Below are 16,791 nucleotides of genomic sequence, written 5' to 3'. Positions count from 1 at the left end.
ACGTTATATACTAGGTAGCGTTGTATAAATGAATACGTTATACCGTAGACAGCAGGTGCGGCTTTCCGCTTAAATTCCTGCCGAGGTGTGTGATATAAATAGAGCAGCGCGATCTGCCCTGCTCTATTGAAACACCTCCATGTCTATGTGGGGGTGTTTTTTTACGAGTAAAACCTTCGAACGGTATGATGAAAAGTCAATAGGAGGTGGAACAATGAGCAGTGTTATCGAACAGAAGAAACAGATTGTATCTGACTTGGCTGAGAAGTTCCGCAACAGTAAATCTGCAGTCGTTGTAGACTACCGCGGACTTGATGTAGCAGAAGTTACTGAACTTCGTACCCAGCTTCGTGAAGCAGGCGTAGATTTCAAAGTGTATAAAAACACAATGGTCCGTCGTGCTGCTGACGAAGTCGAACTATCTGAACTTAACGAAGTCCTTCAAGGACCGACAGCTGTCGCTTTCCATGAAGACGATGCTGTAGCTGCGGCTAAAGTATTGAACAACTTCGCTAAAGATCATGATAGCCTTGAGATTAAAGGTGGGGTAGTTGAAGGACAAGTTGCAACTCTTGAGCAAATCAAAGAACTTGCAAACCTTCCAAACTACGAAGGTCTTGTATCTATGTTCCTAAGCGTACTACAAGCACCTATCCGCAACTTCGCTTACGCTACAAAAGCGATCGCGGATCAAAAAGAAGAAGAAAGCGCGTAAGTTAGCGTTCGTTTAAACTATAACAACAAAAACTAAGGAGGAAATTTCTCATGTCTAACGAACAAATTATCGAAGCGATTAAGGAAATGTCTGTTCTTGAGCTTAACGATCTAGTTAAAGCAATTGAAGAAGAATTTGGTGTATCTGCTGCAGCTCCAGTTGCTGCTGGCGCGCCTGCTGCAGGTGGCGAAGCTGCTGAAGAGCAAACTGAATTTGATGTAGTACTAGAATCTGCTGGATCTTCTAAGATCAAAGTAGTTAAAGCAGTACGTGAAATCACTGGTGCTGGTCTTAAAGACGCAAAAGAAATGGTTGATGGTGCTCCGGCAACAATCAAAGAAGCTGTTTCTAAAGAAGAAGCTGAAGAAATCAAGTCTAAGCTTGAAGAAGCAGGCGCTTCTGTCGAAGTTAAGTAAGAGAATGTTTAAAGTAAAGCTCGCTGATTTATCGGCGGGCTTTCTTTTTCTTAACAGGCATATTTAGCAAGGACACGCACGTTTTGCCAGACTTGCTAGAATCAGGAATAAACCTTGCCATTTCAATAGATGAAAAAGAAGGTGTTCGGGTTATGTCGGAGCATTATTATTCGAAGAAAACAACGACGGGCAGTGAAGAAAAGACGTGGAACTTTGAGTTGCTTGGTCATGTCTTCACATTCACAACGGATAATGCTGTCTTTTCTAAAAAAGAAGTGGATTTCGGATCGCGCTTGTTGATCGAAACCTTTCAAGAACCAGATGTTCATGGTGACATTCTTGACCTTGGGTGTGGGTATGGGCCGATTGGTTTGTCTCTAGCTAAAGCTTACGCAGGCCGCCATGTATTCATGGTCGACGTCAATGAGAGAGCTCTTGGACTTGCTGAAAAGAATGCCTCTCGTAATGAAGTTGTGAACGTCACGATTCAAGAAAGTGATCGTTTGCAAGGGTTAGAAGATCAGAGGTTTGCTGCTATCCTAACAAACCCGCCTATCCGAGCCGGAAAACAAGTCGTCCACAAGATGTTTGAAGAAGCGAAGGAAGCTCTACTTACTGAAGGAGAGCTGTGGGTCGTGATTCAAAAGAAACAGGGGGCGCCTTCTGCAAAGAAGAAACTTGAAGAATTGTTCGGAAATGCAGAGGTCATGGTAAAGCAAAAAGGGTATTACATCCTTAAAGCTAAAAAGTTTGACTAGCCCTACTAGTTGTGCTAGTATTGAAAAATGCCAATATATCTGAAGTCTGTCAAGTCTTTTTTTAGAAAAGTGTATAAAAAGTTGATAGATGGTCAGAATGGTAAAATCGAACACTGAAAGTAAATGAGGTTTTTATGTATGAAAAGCCTTTTTCTTTTTTGTCTAACGTTAGAGAGAAATGAAGAATCACCATTCGTTGTAAAACGGATGTTTAAATAGTGCTTGTGGCAAGATCAACCGCAAGCCTGTTCGGCATGTCTTGCCGGACCCTTTTTTCGTTATTAAAATGCTTGATTTGAGGGGTGAATCAGTTGACAGGTCAACTAGTTCAGTATGGACGACACCGCCAGCGCAGAAGTTATGCACGCATCAGTGAGGTATTAGAATTACCGAACTTGATTGAAATTCAAACCGCTTCTTACGATTGGTTCTTAGAAGAAGGTTTGAAGGAAATGTTCCAGGATATTTCCCCAATCGAAGATTTCACAGGTAATTTGTCACTGGAGTTTGTGGACTACAGCCTTGGCGAACCAAAGTATCCAGTCGATGAGTCAAAGGATCGCGATGTAACATATAACGCACCACTTCGTGTGAAAGTACGTCTCTTAAATAATGAGACAGGAGAAGTGAAAGAGCAAGAAGTATTCATGGGTGATTTCCCGCTTATGACAGACACAGGTACCTTTGTAATAAATGGTGCAGAGCGTGTTATCGTTTCTCAGCTTGTTCGTTCTCCTAGCGTGTACTTTAACAAGAAGATTGACAAGAATGGTAAGAGAGGTTACACAGCTACCGTCATCCCGAACCGCGGAGCGTGGCTTGAGTTTGAAACCGATGCGAAAGACGTGGTGCACGTCCGTATCGATCGTACTCGTAAGTTACCGATCACCGTGCTTTTACGTGCTTTAGGATTTGGAACAGACCAGGAGATCATTGATCTTATTGGTGATAACGAATACTTGAAGAACACGTTGGAAAAAGACAATACGGAAAACACAGAGAAAGCGTTGCTTGAAATCTACGAGCGTCTACGCCCTGGCGAGCCGCCGACAGTGGAAAATGCGAAAAGCTTGCTTGTTTCCCGTTTCTTCGACCCGAAACGCTATGATCTAGCTCGTGTTGGTCGTTATAAAATGAATAAAAAGCTTCACATCAAAGATCGCTTGTTCAATCAGACGCTGGCAGAAACGCTAGTGGATGAAGAGACAGGCGAAGTGATCGCTGAAAAAGGGGACAAGATCGATCGTCGTCTATTGAATAAGCTGATTCCACATTTTGATGATGAAGAGGGAACATTGAGTGAAGAAACGCTGGACCCGGTAGACGGAGTCCTTGAAGATCCTATCCAGGTTCAGTCTGTCAAAATCGTTGATCCGACGGACCCAGAAGGTGAACGTTCCATCAATGTCATCGGCAATGCAAACATTGACCGTGACGTGAAGAACATTACTCCTGCGGATATTCTTTCTTCTATCAGCTATTTCTTCAACTTGTTGCACGATGTTGGTGGAACAGATGACATCGACCACCTTGGAAACCGCCGTCTGCGTTCTGTTGGTGAATTGCTGCAGAACCAGTTCCGTATCGGTCTTTCCCGTATGGAGCGTGTGGTTCGTGAGCGTATGTCGATCCAAGACACATCTTCCATCACACCACAACAATTAATTAATATTCGTCCTGTTATTGCATCCATTAAAGAGTTCTTTGGAAGCTCGCAATTGTCTCAGTTCATGGACCAAACGAACCCGTTAGCAGAATTGACGCACAAGCGCCGTCTTTCAGCATTGGGACCTGGTGGTCTGACTCGTGAGCGTGCAGGATTTGAAGTTCGTGACGTACACTACTCCCACTATGGTCGTATGTGTCCGATCGAAACGCCGGAAGGACCAAACATCGGTTTGATCAACTCCCTTTCCTCTTATGCGAAAGTGAATGAGTTTGGTTTCATCGAAACACCTTACCGTCGTGTTGACCCTGATACGAACAAAGTAACAGCTCAAATCGATTACCTTACAGCTGATGAGGAAGACAATTACGTTGTCGCTCAGGCGAACGCTAAGCTTGAAGAAGATGGAGCTTTTACAGATGAAGAAGTTATCGCCCGTTTCCGTGGTGAGAACACTGTTGTTAGTCGTGACCGTATCGACTACATGGACGTATCACCGAAACAGGTTGTATCTGCAGCGACCGCATGTATTCCTTTCCTAGAGAACGATGACTCCAACCGTTCCCTGATGGGTGCGAACATGCAGCGTCAAGCAGTACCATTGCTCAAACCTGATGCACCGCTTGTCGGTACAGGTATGGAGTATGTGTCTGGTAAAGACTCTGGTGCTGCAGTCATTTGTAGACACGAAGGAATTGTTGAGCGTGTAGAAGCGAAAGAAGTTCGCGTGCGCCGCATTTCTGAAGTGGATGGCAAAGAGGTCGAAGGAGACCTTGATCGTTACCGTTTGCAGAAATTCATTCGATCTAACCAGGGAAGCTGTTACAACCAGCGCCCGATCGTTTCTAAAGGAGATCGCGTTAAGCAAGGTGAAATCCTGGCTGACGGACCTTCCATGGATATGGGTGAACTGGCACTGGGTCAAAATCCGCTTGTTGCCTTCATGACATGGGATGGTTACAACTATGAGGATGCCATCATCATGAGTGAACGCCTCGTTAAAGATGATGTGTACACATCCATTCATATTGAAGAATATGAGTCTGAAGCTCGTGACACGAAACTTGGACCGGAAGAAATCACCCGCGACATTCCGAACGTTGGTGAAGATGCTCTTCGTGACTTGGACGATCGCGGAATTATCCGTGTAGGTGCTGAAGTTAGTGATGGAGACCTGCTTGTTGGTAAAGTTACGCCAAAAGGTGTGACAGAACTATCTGCAGAAGAACGTCTTCTTCATGCGATCTTCGGTGAAAAAGCCCGTGAAGTCCGTGACACTTCCTTGCGTGTGCCTCACGGTGCAGGCGGAATTGTCCTTGATGTGAAGATCTTCAACCGTGAAGACGGTGACGAACTTCCACCAGGTGTGAACCAGTTAATCCGTGTCTATATCGTTCAGAAGCGTAAGATTTCTGAAGGGGATAAGATGGCCGGTCGTCACGGAAACAAAGGTGTTATCTCTAAGATTCTTCCAGAAGAAGATATGCCTTTCCTTCCGGATGGTACACCGGTTGACATCATGTTGAACCCACTAGGTGTTCCGTCGCGTATGAACATCGGTCAGGTACTGGAGCTTCACATGGGTATGGCTGCTCGTTTGATGGGTGAAAGAATTGCCACACCAGTATTTGATGGTGCACGCGAGGAAGACGTTTGGGAAACATTGCAAGAAGCCGGTATGGCTCGTGATGCGAAGACGATCCTATATGACGGACGTACAGGTGATCCGTTTGATAACCGAGTATCTGTCGGTGTCATGTATATGATCAAACTTGCGCACATGGTTGACGATAAATTGCACGCCCGTTCAACTGGACCGTATTCATTGGTTACGCAACAACCGCTTGGTGGTAAAGCACAATTCGGTGGACAGCGTTTCGGTGAGATGGAGGTATGGGCACTTGAAGCATATGGTGCTGCTTATACTCTTCAAGAAATCTTGACTGTTAAATCAGATGATGTCGTTGGACGTGTGAAAACGTACGAAGCCATCGTTAAAGGTGACAACGTCCCTGAACCTGGAGTGCCAGAATCGTTCAAGGTTCTGATCAAAGAATTGCAAAGTCTAGGTATGGATGTGAAGATCCTTTCTGGTGATGAACAAGAGATCGAAATGCGCGATATCGAAGAAGAGCAAACCAAAGAATCCGAGAATTTGAACTTAGACGACTAAGATAGAAACACTGCTGCTGCTCGTGTTCTAAGTTTAGGGTAAAACCTGGATACTGAAAGGGAGGTAGGCCCCTTGCTAGATGTAAATAACTTTGAGTATATGAAAATAGGCCTGGCTTCACCGGATAAGATTCGTTCTTGGTCCTACGGTGAGGTTAAGAAGCCAGAAACCATCAACTATCGTACGTTGAAACCAGAAAAAGACGGTCTTTTCTGCGAGCGAATCTTCGGCCCGCAGAAAGACTGGGAATGTCACTGTGGAAAATATAAGCGCGTCCGCTATAAGGGTGTCGTATGTGACCGCTGTGGCGTTGAAGTAACTAAGGCGAAAGTTCGCCGTGAGCGTATGGGGCACCTTGAGCTAGCTGCCCCTGTCTCTCACATTTGGTACTTCAAAGGGATCCCGAGCCGTATGGGTCTTGTGTTAGACATGTCTCCAAGAGCCTTGGAAGAAGTGATCTATTTCGCAGCCTATATCGTGACGGACCCAGGAGAGACGGCTCTTGAGAAGAAGCAATTGCTTTCTGAAAAAGAGTACCGCTCTTATCGTGAGAAATTCGGACAAGGGTTCCAGGCGGCTATGGGTGCGGAAGCAATCCGTAAGCTTCTATTCGATATCGACCTTGATGGTGAAGTGGATACGTTGAAAGAAGAGCTGAAGACTGCTCAAGGACAACGTCGTACACGTGCAATCAAGCGTCTTGAAGTACTGGAGTCCTTCCGTAACTCAGGGAACGATCCATCATGGATGATCCTTGACGTGCTTCCGGTCATCCCGCCGGAACTTCGTCCAATGGTCCAGCTTGATGGTGGACGTTTTGCAACTTCTGACTTGAATGACTTGTATCGTCGTGTGATCAATCGTAACAACCGCTTGAAGCGATTGTTGGATCTTGGCGCACCGACAATCATCGTTCAAAACGAGAAGCGTATGCTTCAGGAAGCTGTCGATGCCTTGATTGATAATGGTCGTCGCGGCCGTCCAGTAACAGGACCAGGAAACCGCCCGCTTAAATCCCTTTCTCACATGCTGAAAGGTAAGCAAGGACGTTTCCGTCAAAACTTGCTAGGTAAGCGTGTTGACTACTCCGGACGTTCTGTTATCGTCGTAGGTCCATCCTTGAAGATGTACCAGTGTGGTCTTCCGAAAGAAATGGCCCTTGAATTGTTCAAACCATTCGTTATGAAAGAACTCGTATCCCGAGGTCTTGCCCATAACATCAAATCAGCGAAGCGTAAGATTGAGCGTGTGCACCACGAAGTGTGGGATGTCCTTGAAGATGTCATCAAAGAACACCCGGTCCTACTCAACCGTGCACCAACATTGCACCGCTTGGGTATCCAGGCCTTTGAACCGACTCTTGTTGAAGGTCGTGCCATTCGTCTGCACCCGCTTGTATGTACCGCATACAACGCCGACTTCGACGGAGACCAAATGGCCGTACACGTGCCACTATCCTCAGAAGCTCAGGCAGAGGCGCGTATTTTGATGCTTGCTGCTCAAAACATCCTTAACCCTAAGGATGGTAAGCCGGTCGTTACACCTTCCCAGGACATGGTATTAGGTAACTACTACCTGACTCTTGAAAGAGAAGGCGCGATTGGTGAAGGTATGTTCTTCAAAGACTTGAACGAAGCTTTGATGGCATATCAAAACGGCTATGCCCACCTGCACACTCGTGTAGCAGTTCAGGCTAGCTCTCTGAATAACGAAACATTTACTGAAAAACAGAATCAGCAGCTTCTACTAACTTCAGTAGGTAAGTTGATTTTCAACGAAATGCTGCCGAATTCATTCCCATATATCAATGAACCGACGAAAGAGAACTTGGAAATCAAGACTCCTGACCATTACTTCATTGAAAAAGGTACAGATATCCGTGAAGAAATTGCTAAGCGTGAAGAAGTATCTCCATTCAAGAAAGGAATCCTTGGTGATATCATCGCTGAAGTGTTTAAGCGTTTCTCCATCAGTGAAACGTCTAAGATGCTTGACCGCATGAAGGATCTTGGTTTTGCTTACTCCACGAAGGCCGGTATCACTGTCGGTGTATCCGACGTTGTCGTACTTCCAGAGAAGCAGGAAATCCTTGATGAAGCACAGGAGAAAGTAGATAAAGTCTTGAAACAGTTCCGTCGTGGTCTAATCACAGAAGAAGAACGTTACGATCGCGTCATCGAAATCTGGTCTGCGGCTAAAGATGATATTCAGAACCGTCTGATGAAGTCCTTGAACCCGCGTAACCCGATCTTCATGATGAGTGATTCCGGAGCCCGTGGTAACGCCTCTAACTTTACGCAGCTTGCTGGTATGCGTGGTCTGATGGCCAACCCGGCTGGACGAATCATCGAACTTCCGATCAAGTCCAGTTTCCGTGAAGGTCTGACGGTACTCGAGTACTTCATCTCTACACACGGTGCCCGTAAAGGACTTGCCGATACGGCCCTTAAGACAGCCGACTCTGGTTACTTGACTCGTCGTCTTGTAGACGTAGCGCAAGATGTTATTGTTCGTGAGGATGACTGTGGAACGGACCGAGGTCTCCCTGTAGCTGCATTGACAGAGGGAACCGAAGTGGTCGAACCATTGATCGACCGTCTTATCGGACGTACAGCATTCCAGACAGTGAAACATCCTGAAACCGGCGTTATCATGCTTGAAAGAAACGACGTTATTTCTGAAGATGTCGCACGTCAAATTGTTGATGCCGGCATTGAAGAAATCATCATTCGTACGGCATTCACATGTAATACGAAACACGGTGTTTGTAAGAAGTGTTATGGCCGTAACCTTGCAACAGGTGATGAAGTTGAAGTCGGTGAAGCAGTCGGAATCATCGCTGCACAATCCATCGGTGAGCCGGGTACCCAGCTTACTATGCGTACCTTCCACACAGGTGGTGTAGCCGGAGACGATATTACGCAGGGTCTTCCGCGTATCCAGGAGATCGTGGAAGCACGTAATCCGAAAGGTCAAGCCGTTATCACAGAAATTGATGGTACGGTACACGAAATCAATGAAGTCAAAGAGAAGCAGGAAATTGTCGTTCAAGGTGCTGTAGAATCACGTTCATACACGGCTCCATATGGTGCACGTATGAAAGTGTCGGTTGGAGATGAGGTCAAAGCAGGTGAACCTCTGACTGAAGGTTCTATTGATCCTAAAGAATTGCTGACCGTACAGGGACTTGACGGCGTTCAAGAATACCTTCTCAAAGAAGTGCAGAAAGTTTACCGAATGCAGGGGGTTGAAATCTCCGATAAGCACGTCGAAGTCATGGTACGCCAGATGCTTCGTAAAGTACGTGTCCTTGATTCTGGTGATACAGATGTACTTCCAGGTTCTCTACTTGAAATTCACCAATTCAAAGAAGCGAACCAAAAAGCGCTTATGGAAGGTGGCCAGCCGGCAGTCGGCCGTCCAGTCATCCTTGGTATTACCAAAGCGTCTCTTGAAACAGACAGCTTCCTATCTGCTGCATCCTTCCAGGAAACAACACGTGTCCTTACAGACGCAGCTATTAAAGGTAAGCGCGATGAGTTGCTAGGGTTGAAAGAAAATGTTATTATCGGTAAGCTTGTTCCTGCAGGTACGGGTATGACTCGATACCGCAAGATTCAAGCGCAATCCGAGCAACAAAGACAAGAGGTTCCAGAAGTGACGGAAGAAGTCACCCATTCTTAAAATAAAGAAGTAGATGTTAACAAGGTGTAAAATTAAAGGAAGCACCAAAAAAACTCACCCGGATGCAGTTGACATGCATTTGGGTGAGTGATAATATAATCAAGGTGCTTCCATTTATCCTTGTTACTTTGGAGGATATGAAGATGTCTTATGAAAAAGTAGCACAGGCTAAATCCGATATAATCATTGGAACCAAACAAACACTGAAAGCCATGAAAAATGGTGAAGTGGTTGAAGTCATAACGGCTGACGATGCTGATCAGTCGATGACACTTAAAGTAGCTAAATTAGCCCAACAACTGAACATTCCTCACACACGGGTACCTTCGATGGAGGAGCTCGGGAATGCATGTGGTATTGATGTTGGTGCGGCTACAGTGGCGATAAAGCAATAAAGTTTTGGCGTTCTGCGCGAAAGCTTTGTTTTTTGCCTTTTTATGAACCACCTGGATGTGTGGTATTAAAAAAGTACGAAGGGAGGATACAAACATGCCAACAATTAACCAATTGGTACGCAAAGGACGCGTGAGCAAAACAAAGCAGTCTAACTCTCCAGCTTTGAACAAAGGTTACAACAGCTATAAGAAGCGTATGACTGACCTTTCTTCTCCACAAAAACGTGGAGTTTGTACACGTGTTGGAACTATGACACCTAAGAAGCCGAACTCTGCCCTACGTAAGTATGCACGTGTTCGTCTAACTAACCAGCTTGAGGTTAACGCTTATATCCCTGGTGAAGGCCACAACCTTCAAGAACACAGTGTTGTTCTTATCCGTGGCGGTAAAGTTAAAGACTTGCCAGGTGTACGTTACACCGTTGTACGTGGTGCTCTTGACACAGCAAGTGTTGATGGCCGTATGCAAGGTCGTTCCAAATACGGTACGAAAAAGCCAAAAGCTAAAAAATAATCGATATGCAAATATCGCTTAAATAAAAACACCGAAGAAGGGAGGGGAACATATGCCACGTAAAGGTCCAGTAGCTAAACGTGATGTGTTACCAGATCCAATGTATAACTCTAAGCTTGTTACTCGCTTGATCAACCAAATCATGGTTAACGGTCAGCGCGGTAAAGCACAGAAAATCCTTTATAAAGCATTTGAACTTGTTCAAGAACGTAGCGGCAATGACGCTATGGAAGCATTTGATCAAGCAATGAAGAACGTAATGCCTGTATTGGAGGTGCGTGCTCGCCGTGTAGGTGGTTCCAACTATCAGGTACCTGTTGAGGTTCGTCCAGAACGTCGCCAGGCTCTAGGCTTGCGTTTCATCGTAAACTATGCGCGTCTTCGCGGAGAGAAAACGATGGAAGAGCGCCTAGCTAACGAAATTCTTGATGCAGCTAACAACACTGGTGCTTCTGTGAAGCGTCGCGAAGAAATGCACAAGATGGCGGAAGCGAACAAAGCATTCGCTCACTATCGCTGGTAATCACAAAAAAAATAAAGGTTCAAACAGGAAGGAGAAAGATGCATGGCTAGAGAGTTCTCCTTGGAAAAGACTCGGAATATCGGGGTAATGGCTCACATCGACGCTGGTAAAACAACGGCGACAGAGCGTATTCTTTTCTACACAGGACGTATCCACAAAATTGGTGAAACTCACGAAGGAGCTTCCCAAATGGACTGGATGGAGCAGGAACAAGAGCGCGGAATCACAATCACTTCTGCCGCTACGACTGCTCAGTGGAAAGGTCACCGTATCAACATCATCGATACTCCAGGACACGTAGACTTCACTGTTGAAGTTGAACGTTCCCTGCGTGTACTTGATGGTTCCGTAGCTGTCCTAGACGCACAATCTGGTGTTGAGCCTCAAACAGAAACTGTTTGGCGCCAAGCTACCACATACGGTGTTCCACGTATTGTCTTCATTAACAAAATGGACAAAATCGGAGCTGACTTCATCTACTCCCTAGGCACTTTGCAAGACCGTCTAGGAGCGAATGCAGCAGCTGTCCAACTTCCTGTCGGTGCGGAAGATGAGTTCGAAGGAATCATCGACCTAGTAACGATGGAAGCATACTACTACATGGACGACTTGGGAACACGTGCTGAAGCACGCCCGATTCCTGACGACTACAAAGATCAAGCTGAAGAGTACCGTGGCAAGCTAGTAGAAGCTGTTGCAGAACTTGATGAAGACTTGATGATGCAGTATCTAGAGGGAGAAGAAATCACAAACGACCAGCTTAAGGATGCCATCCGTAAAGCAACTCTAAGTGTTGAATTCTACCCAGTATTCTGTGGTTCTGCCTTCAAGAACAAAGGAGTTCAACTTCTAATTGATGGTGTTATCGATTATCTACCATCTCCACTAGATGTACCTCCAATTGAAGGTCACGTACCACAAACAGAAGAAGAAGTTGTACGTAAGCCTGACGACAACGAGCCATTCTCTGCTTTGGCATTTAAAGTCGCTACAGACCCTTATGTAGGTAAACTTACTTTCTTCCGCGTATACTCCGGTACATTGAATGCTGGTTCATACGTGAAAAACTCCACGAAAGATAAGCGTGAACGTGTAGGTCGTATCCTGCAGATGCACGCAAACTCTCGTGAAGAGATCTCCACTGTGTATGCAGGGGATATCGCAGGTGCGGTAGGCCTTAAAGATACAGGTACGGGTGATACGCTATGTGACGAAAAGAGTCTTGTTATTCTTGAGTCCATGGAATTCCCTGATCCGGTAATCTCAGTTGCTATCGAGCCTAAATCTAAAGCTGACCAAGACAAGATGTCCATCGCTCTTGGTAAACTAGCTGAAGAGGATCCAACGTTCCAAACTGAAACAAACGTTGAAACTGGTCAAACGATCATCGCAGGTATGGGTGAACTTCACCTGGACATCATCGTTGACCGTCTGAAGCGTGAGTTCAAAGTTGAAGCGAACATTGGTGCTCCACAAGTTGCTTACCGTGAAACATTCCGCGGTAGTGCACAAGTGGAAGGTAAGTTCGTACGTCAATCCGGTGGTCGTGGACAATTCGGTCACGTATGGGTTGAGTTCGAGCCAAACGAAGAAGGCGCTGGTTTCGAATTCGTTAACAAGATCGTCGGTGGTGTTGTACCACGTGAATACATTCCATCTGTAGAACAAGGTATTAAAGAGTCTATGGAAAACGGTGTATTGGCTGGATACCCTATGGTAGACATCAAAGCGACTCTTTACGACGGTTCTTACCACGATGTCGACTCCAACGAAATGGCCTTTAAAGTTGCCGCTTCCATGGCACTTAAAGAGGCGAAAAACAAGTGTAAGCCTGTTCTACTTGAACCAATGATGAAAGTAGAAGTTGTTATTCCTGAGGAATACATGGGCGACATCATGGGTGACGTAACTTCCCGTCGTGGACGTGTAGAAGGTATGGAAACTCGTGGTAATGCACAAGTGGTTAAAGCATTCGTTCCACTATCTGAGATGTTCGGTTATGCAACTGCGTTGCGTTCCAACACTCAAGGCCGTGGTACGTACACAATGCACTTCGACCACTATGAAGAAGTTCCGAAGAGCATCTCTGAGGAAATCATTAAGAAAAATGCTGGTGAATAATTGATTTTTTAGACGAGTTAAAGTATAACTTGTATTGTAAGCTTAGGAGTGACTCTTGCTTACTCCTAAGCTGCATCATAAATCTTGAAAACCAAACTTGTTACTTATCTAAAGGAGGAAATATACAATGGGTAAAGAAAAATTTGACCGGTCCAAGTCCCACGTTAACATTGGTACAATTGGACACGTTGACCACGGTAAAACAACTCTAACTGCAGCGATCACGACTGTACTTCACAAGCGTTCTGGTTCTGGTGAAGCAATGGCATATGACATGATCGACGGTGCTCCTGAAGAGCGTGAGCGTGGAATCACAATCTCCACTGCACACGTTGAGTACGAAACTGAAACTCGTCACTATGCACACGTTGACTGCCCAGGTCACGCTGACTACGTTAAGAACATGATCACTGGTGCTGCTCAAATGGACGGCGCGATCCTAGTTGTATCTGCAGCTGACGGTCCAATGCCACAAACTCGTGAGCACATCCTACTTTCTAAAAACGTAGGTGTACCAGCTATCGTTGTATTCTTGAACAAAGTTGACATGGTAGACGACGAAGAGCTTCTTGAACTAGTAGAAATGGAAGTTCGCGATCTACTTTCTGAGTACGACTTCGATGGTGATGACGTACCAGTAATCAGCGGTTCTGCTCTTAAAGCTCTTGAAGGTGAAGAGAAGTATGAGCAAGCAATCTACGATCTAATGGACGCAGTTGACGAGTATGTTCCAACTCCAGACCGTGACACTGACAAGCCATTCATGATGCCAGTTGAGGACGTATTCTCTATCACTGGTCGTGGTACAGTTGCTACTGGTCGTGTTGAGCGTGGAACAGTTAAAGTCGGTGACGAAGTTGAAATCATCGGTATGGCTGAAGAGTCCAGCAAAACTGCTGTAACTGGTGTTGAAATGTTCCGTAAGCTTCTAGATTACGCTGAAGCTGGAGACAACATCGGTGCACTTCTTCGTGGTGTTAAGCGTGAAGACATCAACCGTGGTCAAGTACTAGCTAAGCCTGGTTCTATCACTCCACACACAAACTTCAAAGCTGAAGTTTATGTACTAGCTAAAGACGAAGGTGGACGTCACACTCCATTCTTCTCTAACTACCGCCCACAGTTCTACTTCCGTACTACGGACGTAACTGGTGTTATTCAACTTCCTGAAGGCGTAGAAATGGTTATGCCTGGGGACAACGTTGAAATGACTGTAGAACTTATCTCCCCAATCGCGATCGAGGACGGAACTCGTTTCTCTATCCGTGAAGGTGGACGTACAGTAGGTTCTGGCGTAGTTTCTGAAATCACTAAGTAATTTCAGTTCTATCCTATATAGAGAGCAACAGCTTCTGGCTGTTGCTCTTTTTTAATGAAGATATACAATCATGCTATTGAATTCCTTCCAAAGAATATAGTCATCGCTATAGCTTGCCGACAGAGCAAAATAATAAGGTTATCCGTCTTGTCGTTTATCGGCTTTTATAATTCAGTCACTGACAAGCATATAAGGATCCGGTTTTTTTAAGAATGTTTAGAAAATTATTCTTTACACAGAGATGGTTGATATCCTCAGTCATATTTGTTTAAATGGACAATGGATTTCAAAGATGTAGTCGGAAACATTTGGCGGAAAGCCTATGAATACTAGCTATCCCCTTGAAAAAAGTGGTGAACGCTAGTATAATGTTTTAAGTGTCCGTGATGAAAAAATTATGGATTTATCCTTGCAATGACTGCATTTCTTCTATATAATGAATAATGTTGGTCATAAAAGGCGATGAAGCGAAAGGTTGTTGACACACCCGGCCCCTTTGCCATGGCTAGTGGTCAAGTTTTTTTCGCGGAGAATGTCTATTTCAAAAATGGGCGAAGAAGGAGGGAAAATAATGGCAAAAGAGAAAATTCGTATTCGTTTAAAAGCGTATGATCACAGAGTACTTGATCAGTCCGCAGAAAAGATCGTAGACACTGCGAAGCGTTCCGGAGCTAATGTATCTGGTCCGATCCCGCTTCCGACAGAGCGTTCTGTATATACTGTACTTCGTGCGACTCACAAGTATAAAGACTCTCGTGAGCAGTTCGAAATGCGCACACACAAACGTCTAATCGACATTGTTAATCCAACACCACAGACCGTTGATTCACTAATGCGTTTGGATCTACCATCTGGTGTGGATATCGAAATCAAACTATAAATAAATCGTAAAGATAATAGGAGGTGTAACGGATGACGAAAGGAATCTTAGGACGAAAAGTCGGCATGACTCAAATTTTCTCTGAAAATGGCGAGTTGATCCCAGTAACAGTTGTTCAGGCTGAGCCAAACGTTGTTCTTCAAAAGAAAACAACAGAAAATGACGGTTATGAAGCGATCCAACTTGGTTTTGCTGATGAAAAGTCAAACCGCTTGAAGAAAGCTGCTCAAGGGCACGCTGACAAAGCAAGCACAACACCTAAGCGCTACGTTCGTGAATTCCGTAATACAAACCTTGATGACTTTGAACTAGGTCAAGAGGTTAAAGTTGATATTTTCGAAGCTGGTGAAGCAATTGACGTTACAGGAACTTCTAAAGGTAAAGGATTCCAGGGTGCTATCAAGCGCCACAACCAATCTACTGGACCTAAAACTCACGGTTCCCGTTTCCACCGTCGTTCCGGTTCAATGGGACAAGGTGCTGACCCGTCCAAAGTCTTCAAAGGCAAAGGTCTTGCAGGACAAATGGGTGGCGAAACAGTAACTCTACAAAACCTTGAAGTAGTAAAAGTGGACGCTGAGCGTAATCTACTACTTATCAAAGGTAATGTACCAGGCGCGAAAAAATCTTACGTTAAGATTACAAGTGCAATTAAGGCTAGCAAATAATAAACGAAGGGAGGATATGTCATGCCTAAAGTAGCACTATTAAACCAAAGCGGTTCTAATGTTGGTGAAATCGAACTAAATGAATCTGTATTTGGAATTGAACCTAATACTCACGTTTTACACGAAACTGTGTTGATGCAGCGTGCGAATCTTCGCCAAGGCACACACAAAGTAAAAGGACGTTCTGAAGTTAGTGGCGGCGGACGCAAACCATGGCGCCAAAAAGGTACAGGCCGTGCGCGTCAAGGATCTATCCGTTCACCACAATGGGTAGGTGGCGGAACTGTTTTCGGTCCTACACCACGCAGCTACAGCTACACGATGCCAAGAAAAGTACGTCGTTTGGCACTTCAATCTGCTTTCTCTTCTAAAGTGAAAGAAGAAAACATCATTGTTCTTGAGAGCCTATCTCTTGATGCTCCGAAAACAAAAGAAGTTGCAAACATTCTAAAAGCACTAGATGTTAACGAGAAAGCATTGATCGTTACTGCTGAAGCAGACGAAAATGTAACTCTATCATCTAACAACATCCCTACAGTGAAGAGTCTTCCTGTAGAGCAAGTAAGTGTGTTAGACTTGCTAACGCATGACAAGCTGATCCTTACTAAGGAAGCAGCTGAAAAAGCAGGGGAGGTGCTCTCATAATGAAAGAACCACGCGATATTATCAAGCGCCCTGTCATTACTGAACATTCTGCTGATCTTATGGGAGAAAAGAAATATACGTTTGAAGTTAGCCCGAAAGCTAACAAAACTGAAATTAAAAAAGCAGTTGAAGAAATCTTTGGCGTTCAAGTTGCACAAGTCAACACAATGAACCTTAAAGGTAAGTTCAAGCGTATGGGTCGTTACGGCGGCTACCGCTCCGATCGTAAGAAAGCAGTCATCACATTGACTCAGGACAGCGAAGAACTAGAAATCTTCGAAGCATAAAATACACGAATTGAAATATGAAGGAGGG

Annotated in this window: 14 protein-coding genes and 1 other annotated feature; all 14 genes read left to right on the top strand. The window is 45.0% G+C overall.

Annotation, left to right across the window (positions count from 1 at the left end):
• Window positions 1-24 precede the first annotated feature (24 nt).
• Window positions 25-172 (top strand) — a sequence feature (ribosomal protein L10 leader region).
• A gap of 42 nt (window positions 173-214) precedes the next feature.
• The 14 genes from rplJ (at window position 215) to rplW (ending at window position 16,763) form a co-directional block, all read left to right on the top strand.
• Entirely contained in the window at window positions 215-715 is a 501-nt protein-coding gene (rplJ, locus tag ACQ4XT_RS04775) for a 50S ribosomal protein L10 (protein ID WP_446852692.1), read from the top strand.
• A 50-nt stretch (window positions 716-765) separates the two neighbouring features.
• Window positions 766-1,131 (top strand): 50S ribosomal protein L7/L12, encoded by a 366-nt coding sequence (gene rplL, locus ACQ4XT_RS04770; RefSeq protein WP_160917558.1) that lies wholly within the window; start codon window positions 766-768, stop codon window positions 1,129-1,131.
• Between the two features lie 152 nt (window positions 1,132-1,283).
• Window positions 1,284-1,889: a class I SAM-dependent methyltransferase gene (locus ACQ4XT_RS04765; RefSeq protein WP_446852691.1), complete on the top strand. Its 606-nt coding sequence runs from the start codon at window positions 1,284-1,286 to the stop codon at window positions 1,887-1,889.
• A 311-nt stretch (window positions 1,890-2,200) separates the two neighbouring features.
• Entirely contained in the window at window positions 2,201-5,728 is a 3,528-nt protein-coding gene (gene rpoB, locus ACQ4XT_RS04760; RefSeq protein ID WP_446852690.1) for a DNA-directed RNA polymerase subunit beta, read from the top strand.
• Between the two features lie 72 nt (window positions 5,729-5,800).
• A complete protein-coding gene (gene rpoC, locus ACQ4XT_RS04755) occupies window positions 5,801-9,412 on the top strand; it encodes a DNA-directed RNA polymerase subunit beta' (protein WP_446852689.1) in 3,612 nt (1,203 codons plus the stop codon).
• A 143-nt stretch (window positions 9,413-9,555) separates the two neighbouring features.
• Window positions 9,556-9,807, top strand: coding sequence for a 50S ribosomal protein L7ae-like protein (locus tag ACQ4XT_RS04750; protein ID WP_089654440.1), 252 nt, complete (start codon window positions 9,556-9,558; stop codon window positions 9,805-9,807).
• Window positions 9,808-9,901: 94 nt separating this feature from the next.
• Window positions 9,902-10,321 (top strand): 30S ribosomal protein S12, encoded by a 420-nt coding sequence (rpsL, locus tag ACQ4XT_RS04745; protein ID WP_089654439.1) that lies wholly within the window; start codon window positions 9,902-9,904, stop codon window positions 10,319-10,321.
• Window positions 10,322-10,373: 52 nt separating this feature from the next.
• The gene (rpsG, locus tag ACQ4XT_RS04740) at window positions 10,374-10,844 is read left to right on the top strand and encodes a 30S ribosomal protein S7 (RefSeq protein WP_160916734.1); all 471 of its coding nucleotides are present in this window, start codon (window positions 10,374-10,376) and stop codon (window positions 10,842-10,844) included.
• A gap of 42 nt (window positions 10,845-10,886) precedes the next feature.
• Window positions 10,887-12,965 carry an elongation factor G gene (gene fusA, locus ACQ4XT_RS04735; RefSeq protein ID WP_115824706.1) on the top strand — a complete coding sequence of 693 codons (2,079 nt, stop codon included), beginning with the start codon at window positions 10,887-10,889 and terminating at the stop codon, window positions 12,963-12,965.
• 127 nt (window positions 12,966-13,092) lie between these two features.
• A complete protein-coding gene (gene tuf / locus ACQ4XT_RS04730; protein WP_089654436.1) occupies window positions 13,093-14,283 on the top strand; it encodes an elongation factor Tu in 1,191 nt (396 codons plus the stop codon).
• A 571-nt stretch (window positions 14,284-14,854) separates the two neighbouring features.
• Window positions 14,855-15,163, top strand: a complete 309-nt coding sequence (gene rpsJ, locus ACQ4XT_RS04725; RefSeq protein WP_089654435.1) for a 30S ribosomal protein S10 — start codon at window positions 14,855-14,857, stop codon at window positions 15,161-15,163.
• 32 nt (window positions 15,164-15,195) lie between these two features.
• Window positions 15,196-15,831, top strand: coding sequence for a 50S ribosomal protein L3 (rplC, locus tag ACQ4XT_RS04720; RefSeq protein WP_446852688.1), 636 nt, complete (start codon window positions 15,196-15,198; stop codon window positions 15,829-15,831).
• Between the two features lie 21 nt (window positions 15,832-15,852).
• Window positions 15,853-16,476, top strand: a complete 624-nt coding sequence (gene rplD, locus ACQ4XT_RS04715) for a 50S ribosomal protein L4 (RefSeq protein WP_089654433.1) — start codon at window positions 15,853-15,855, stop codon at window positions 16,474-16,476.
• On the top strand, window positions 16,476-16,763 hold the full coding sequence (gene rplW, locus ACQ4XT_RS04710) for a 50S ribosomal protein L23 (protein ID WP_146818469.1): 288 nt from the start codon (window positions 16,476-16,478) through the stop codon (window positions 16,761-16,763). Before rplD ends, rplW begins: the two co-directional genes overlap by 1 nt.
• Window positions 16,764-16,791 lie beyond the last annotated feature (28 nt).

Source organism: Halobacillus sp. 12SKB (genome assembly GCF_052941655.1).
The sequence above is the reverse complement of the archived record's forward strand: the minus strand, read 5'-3'. Positions and strand labels throughout refer to the sequence as shown.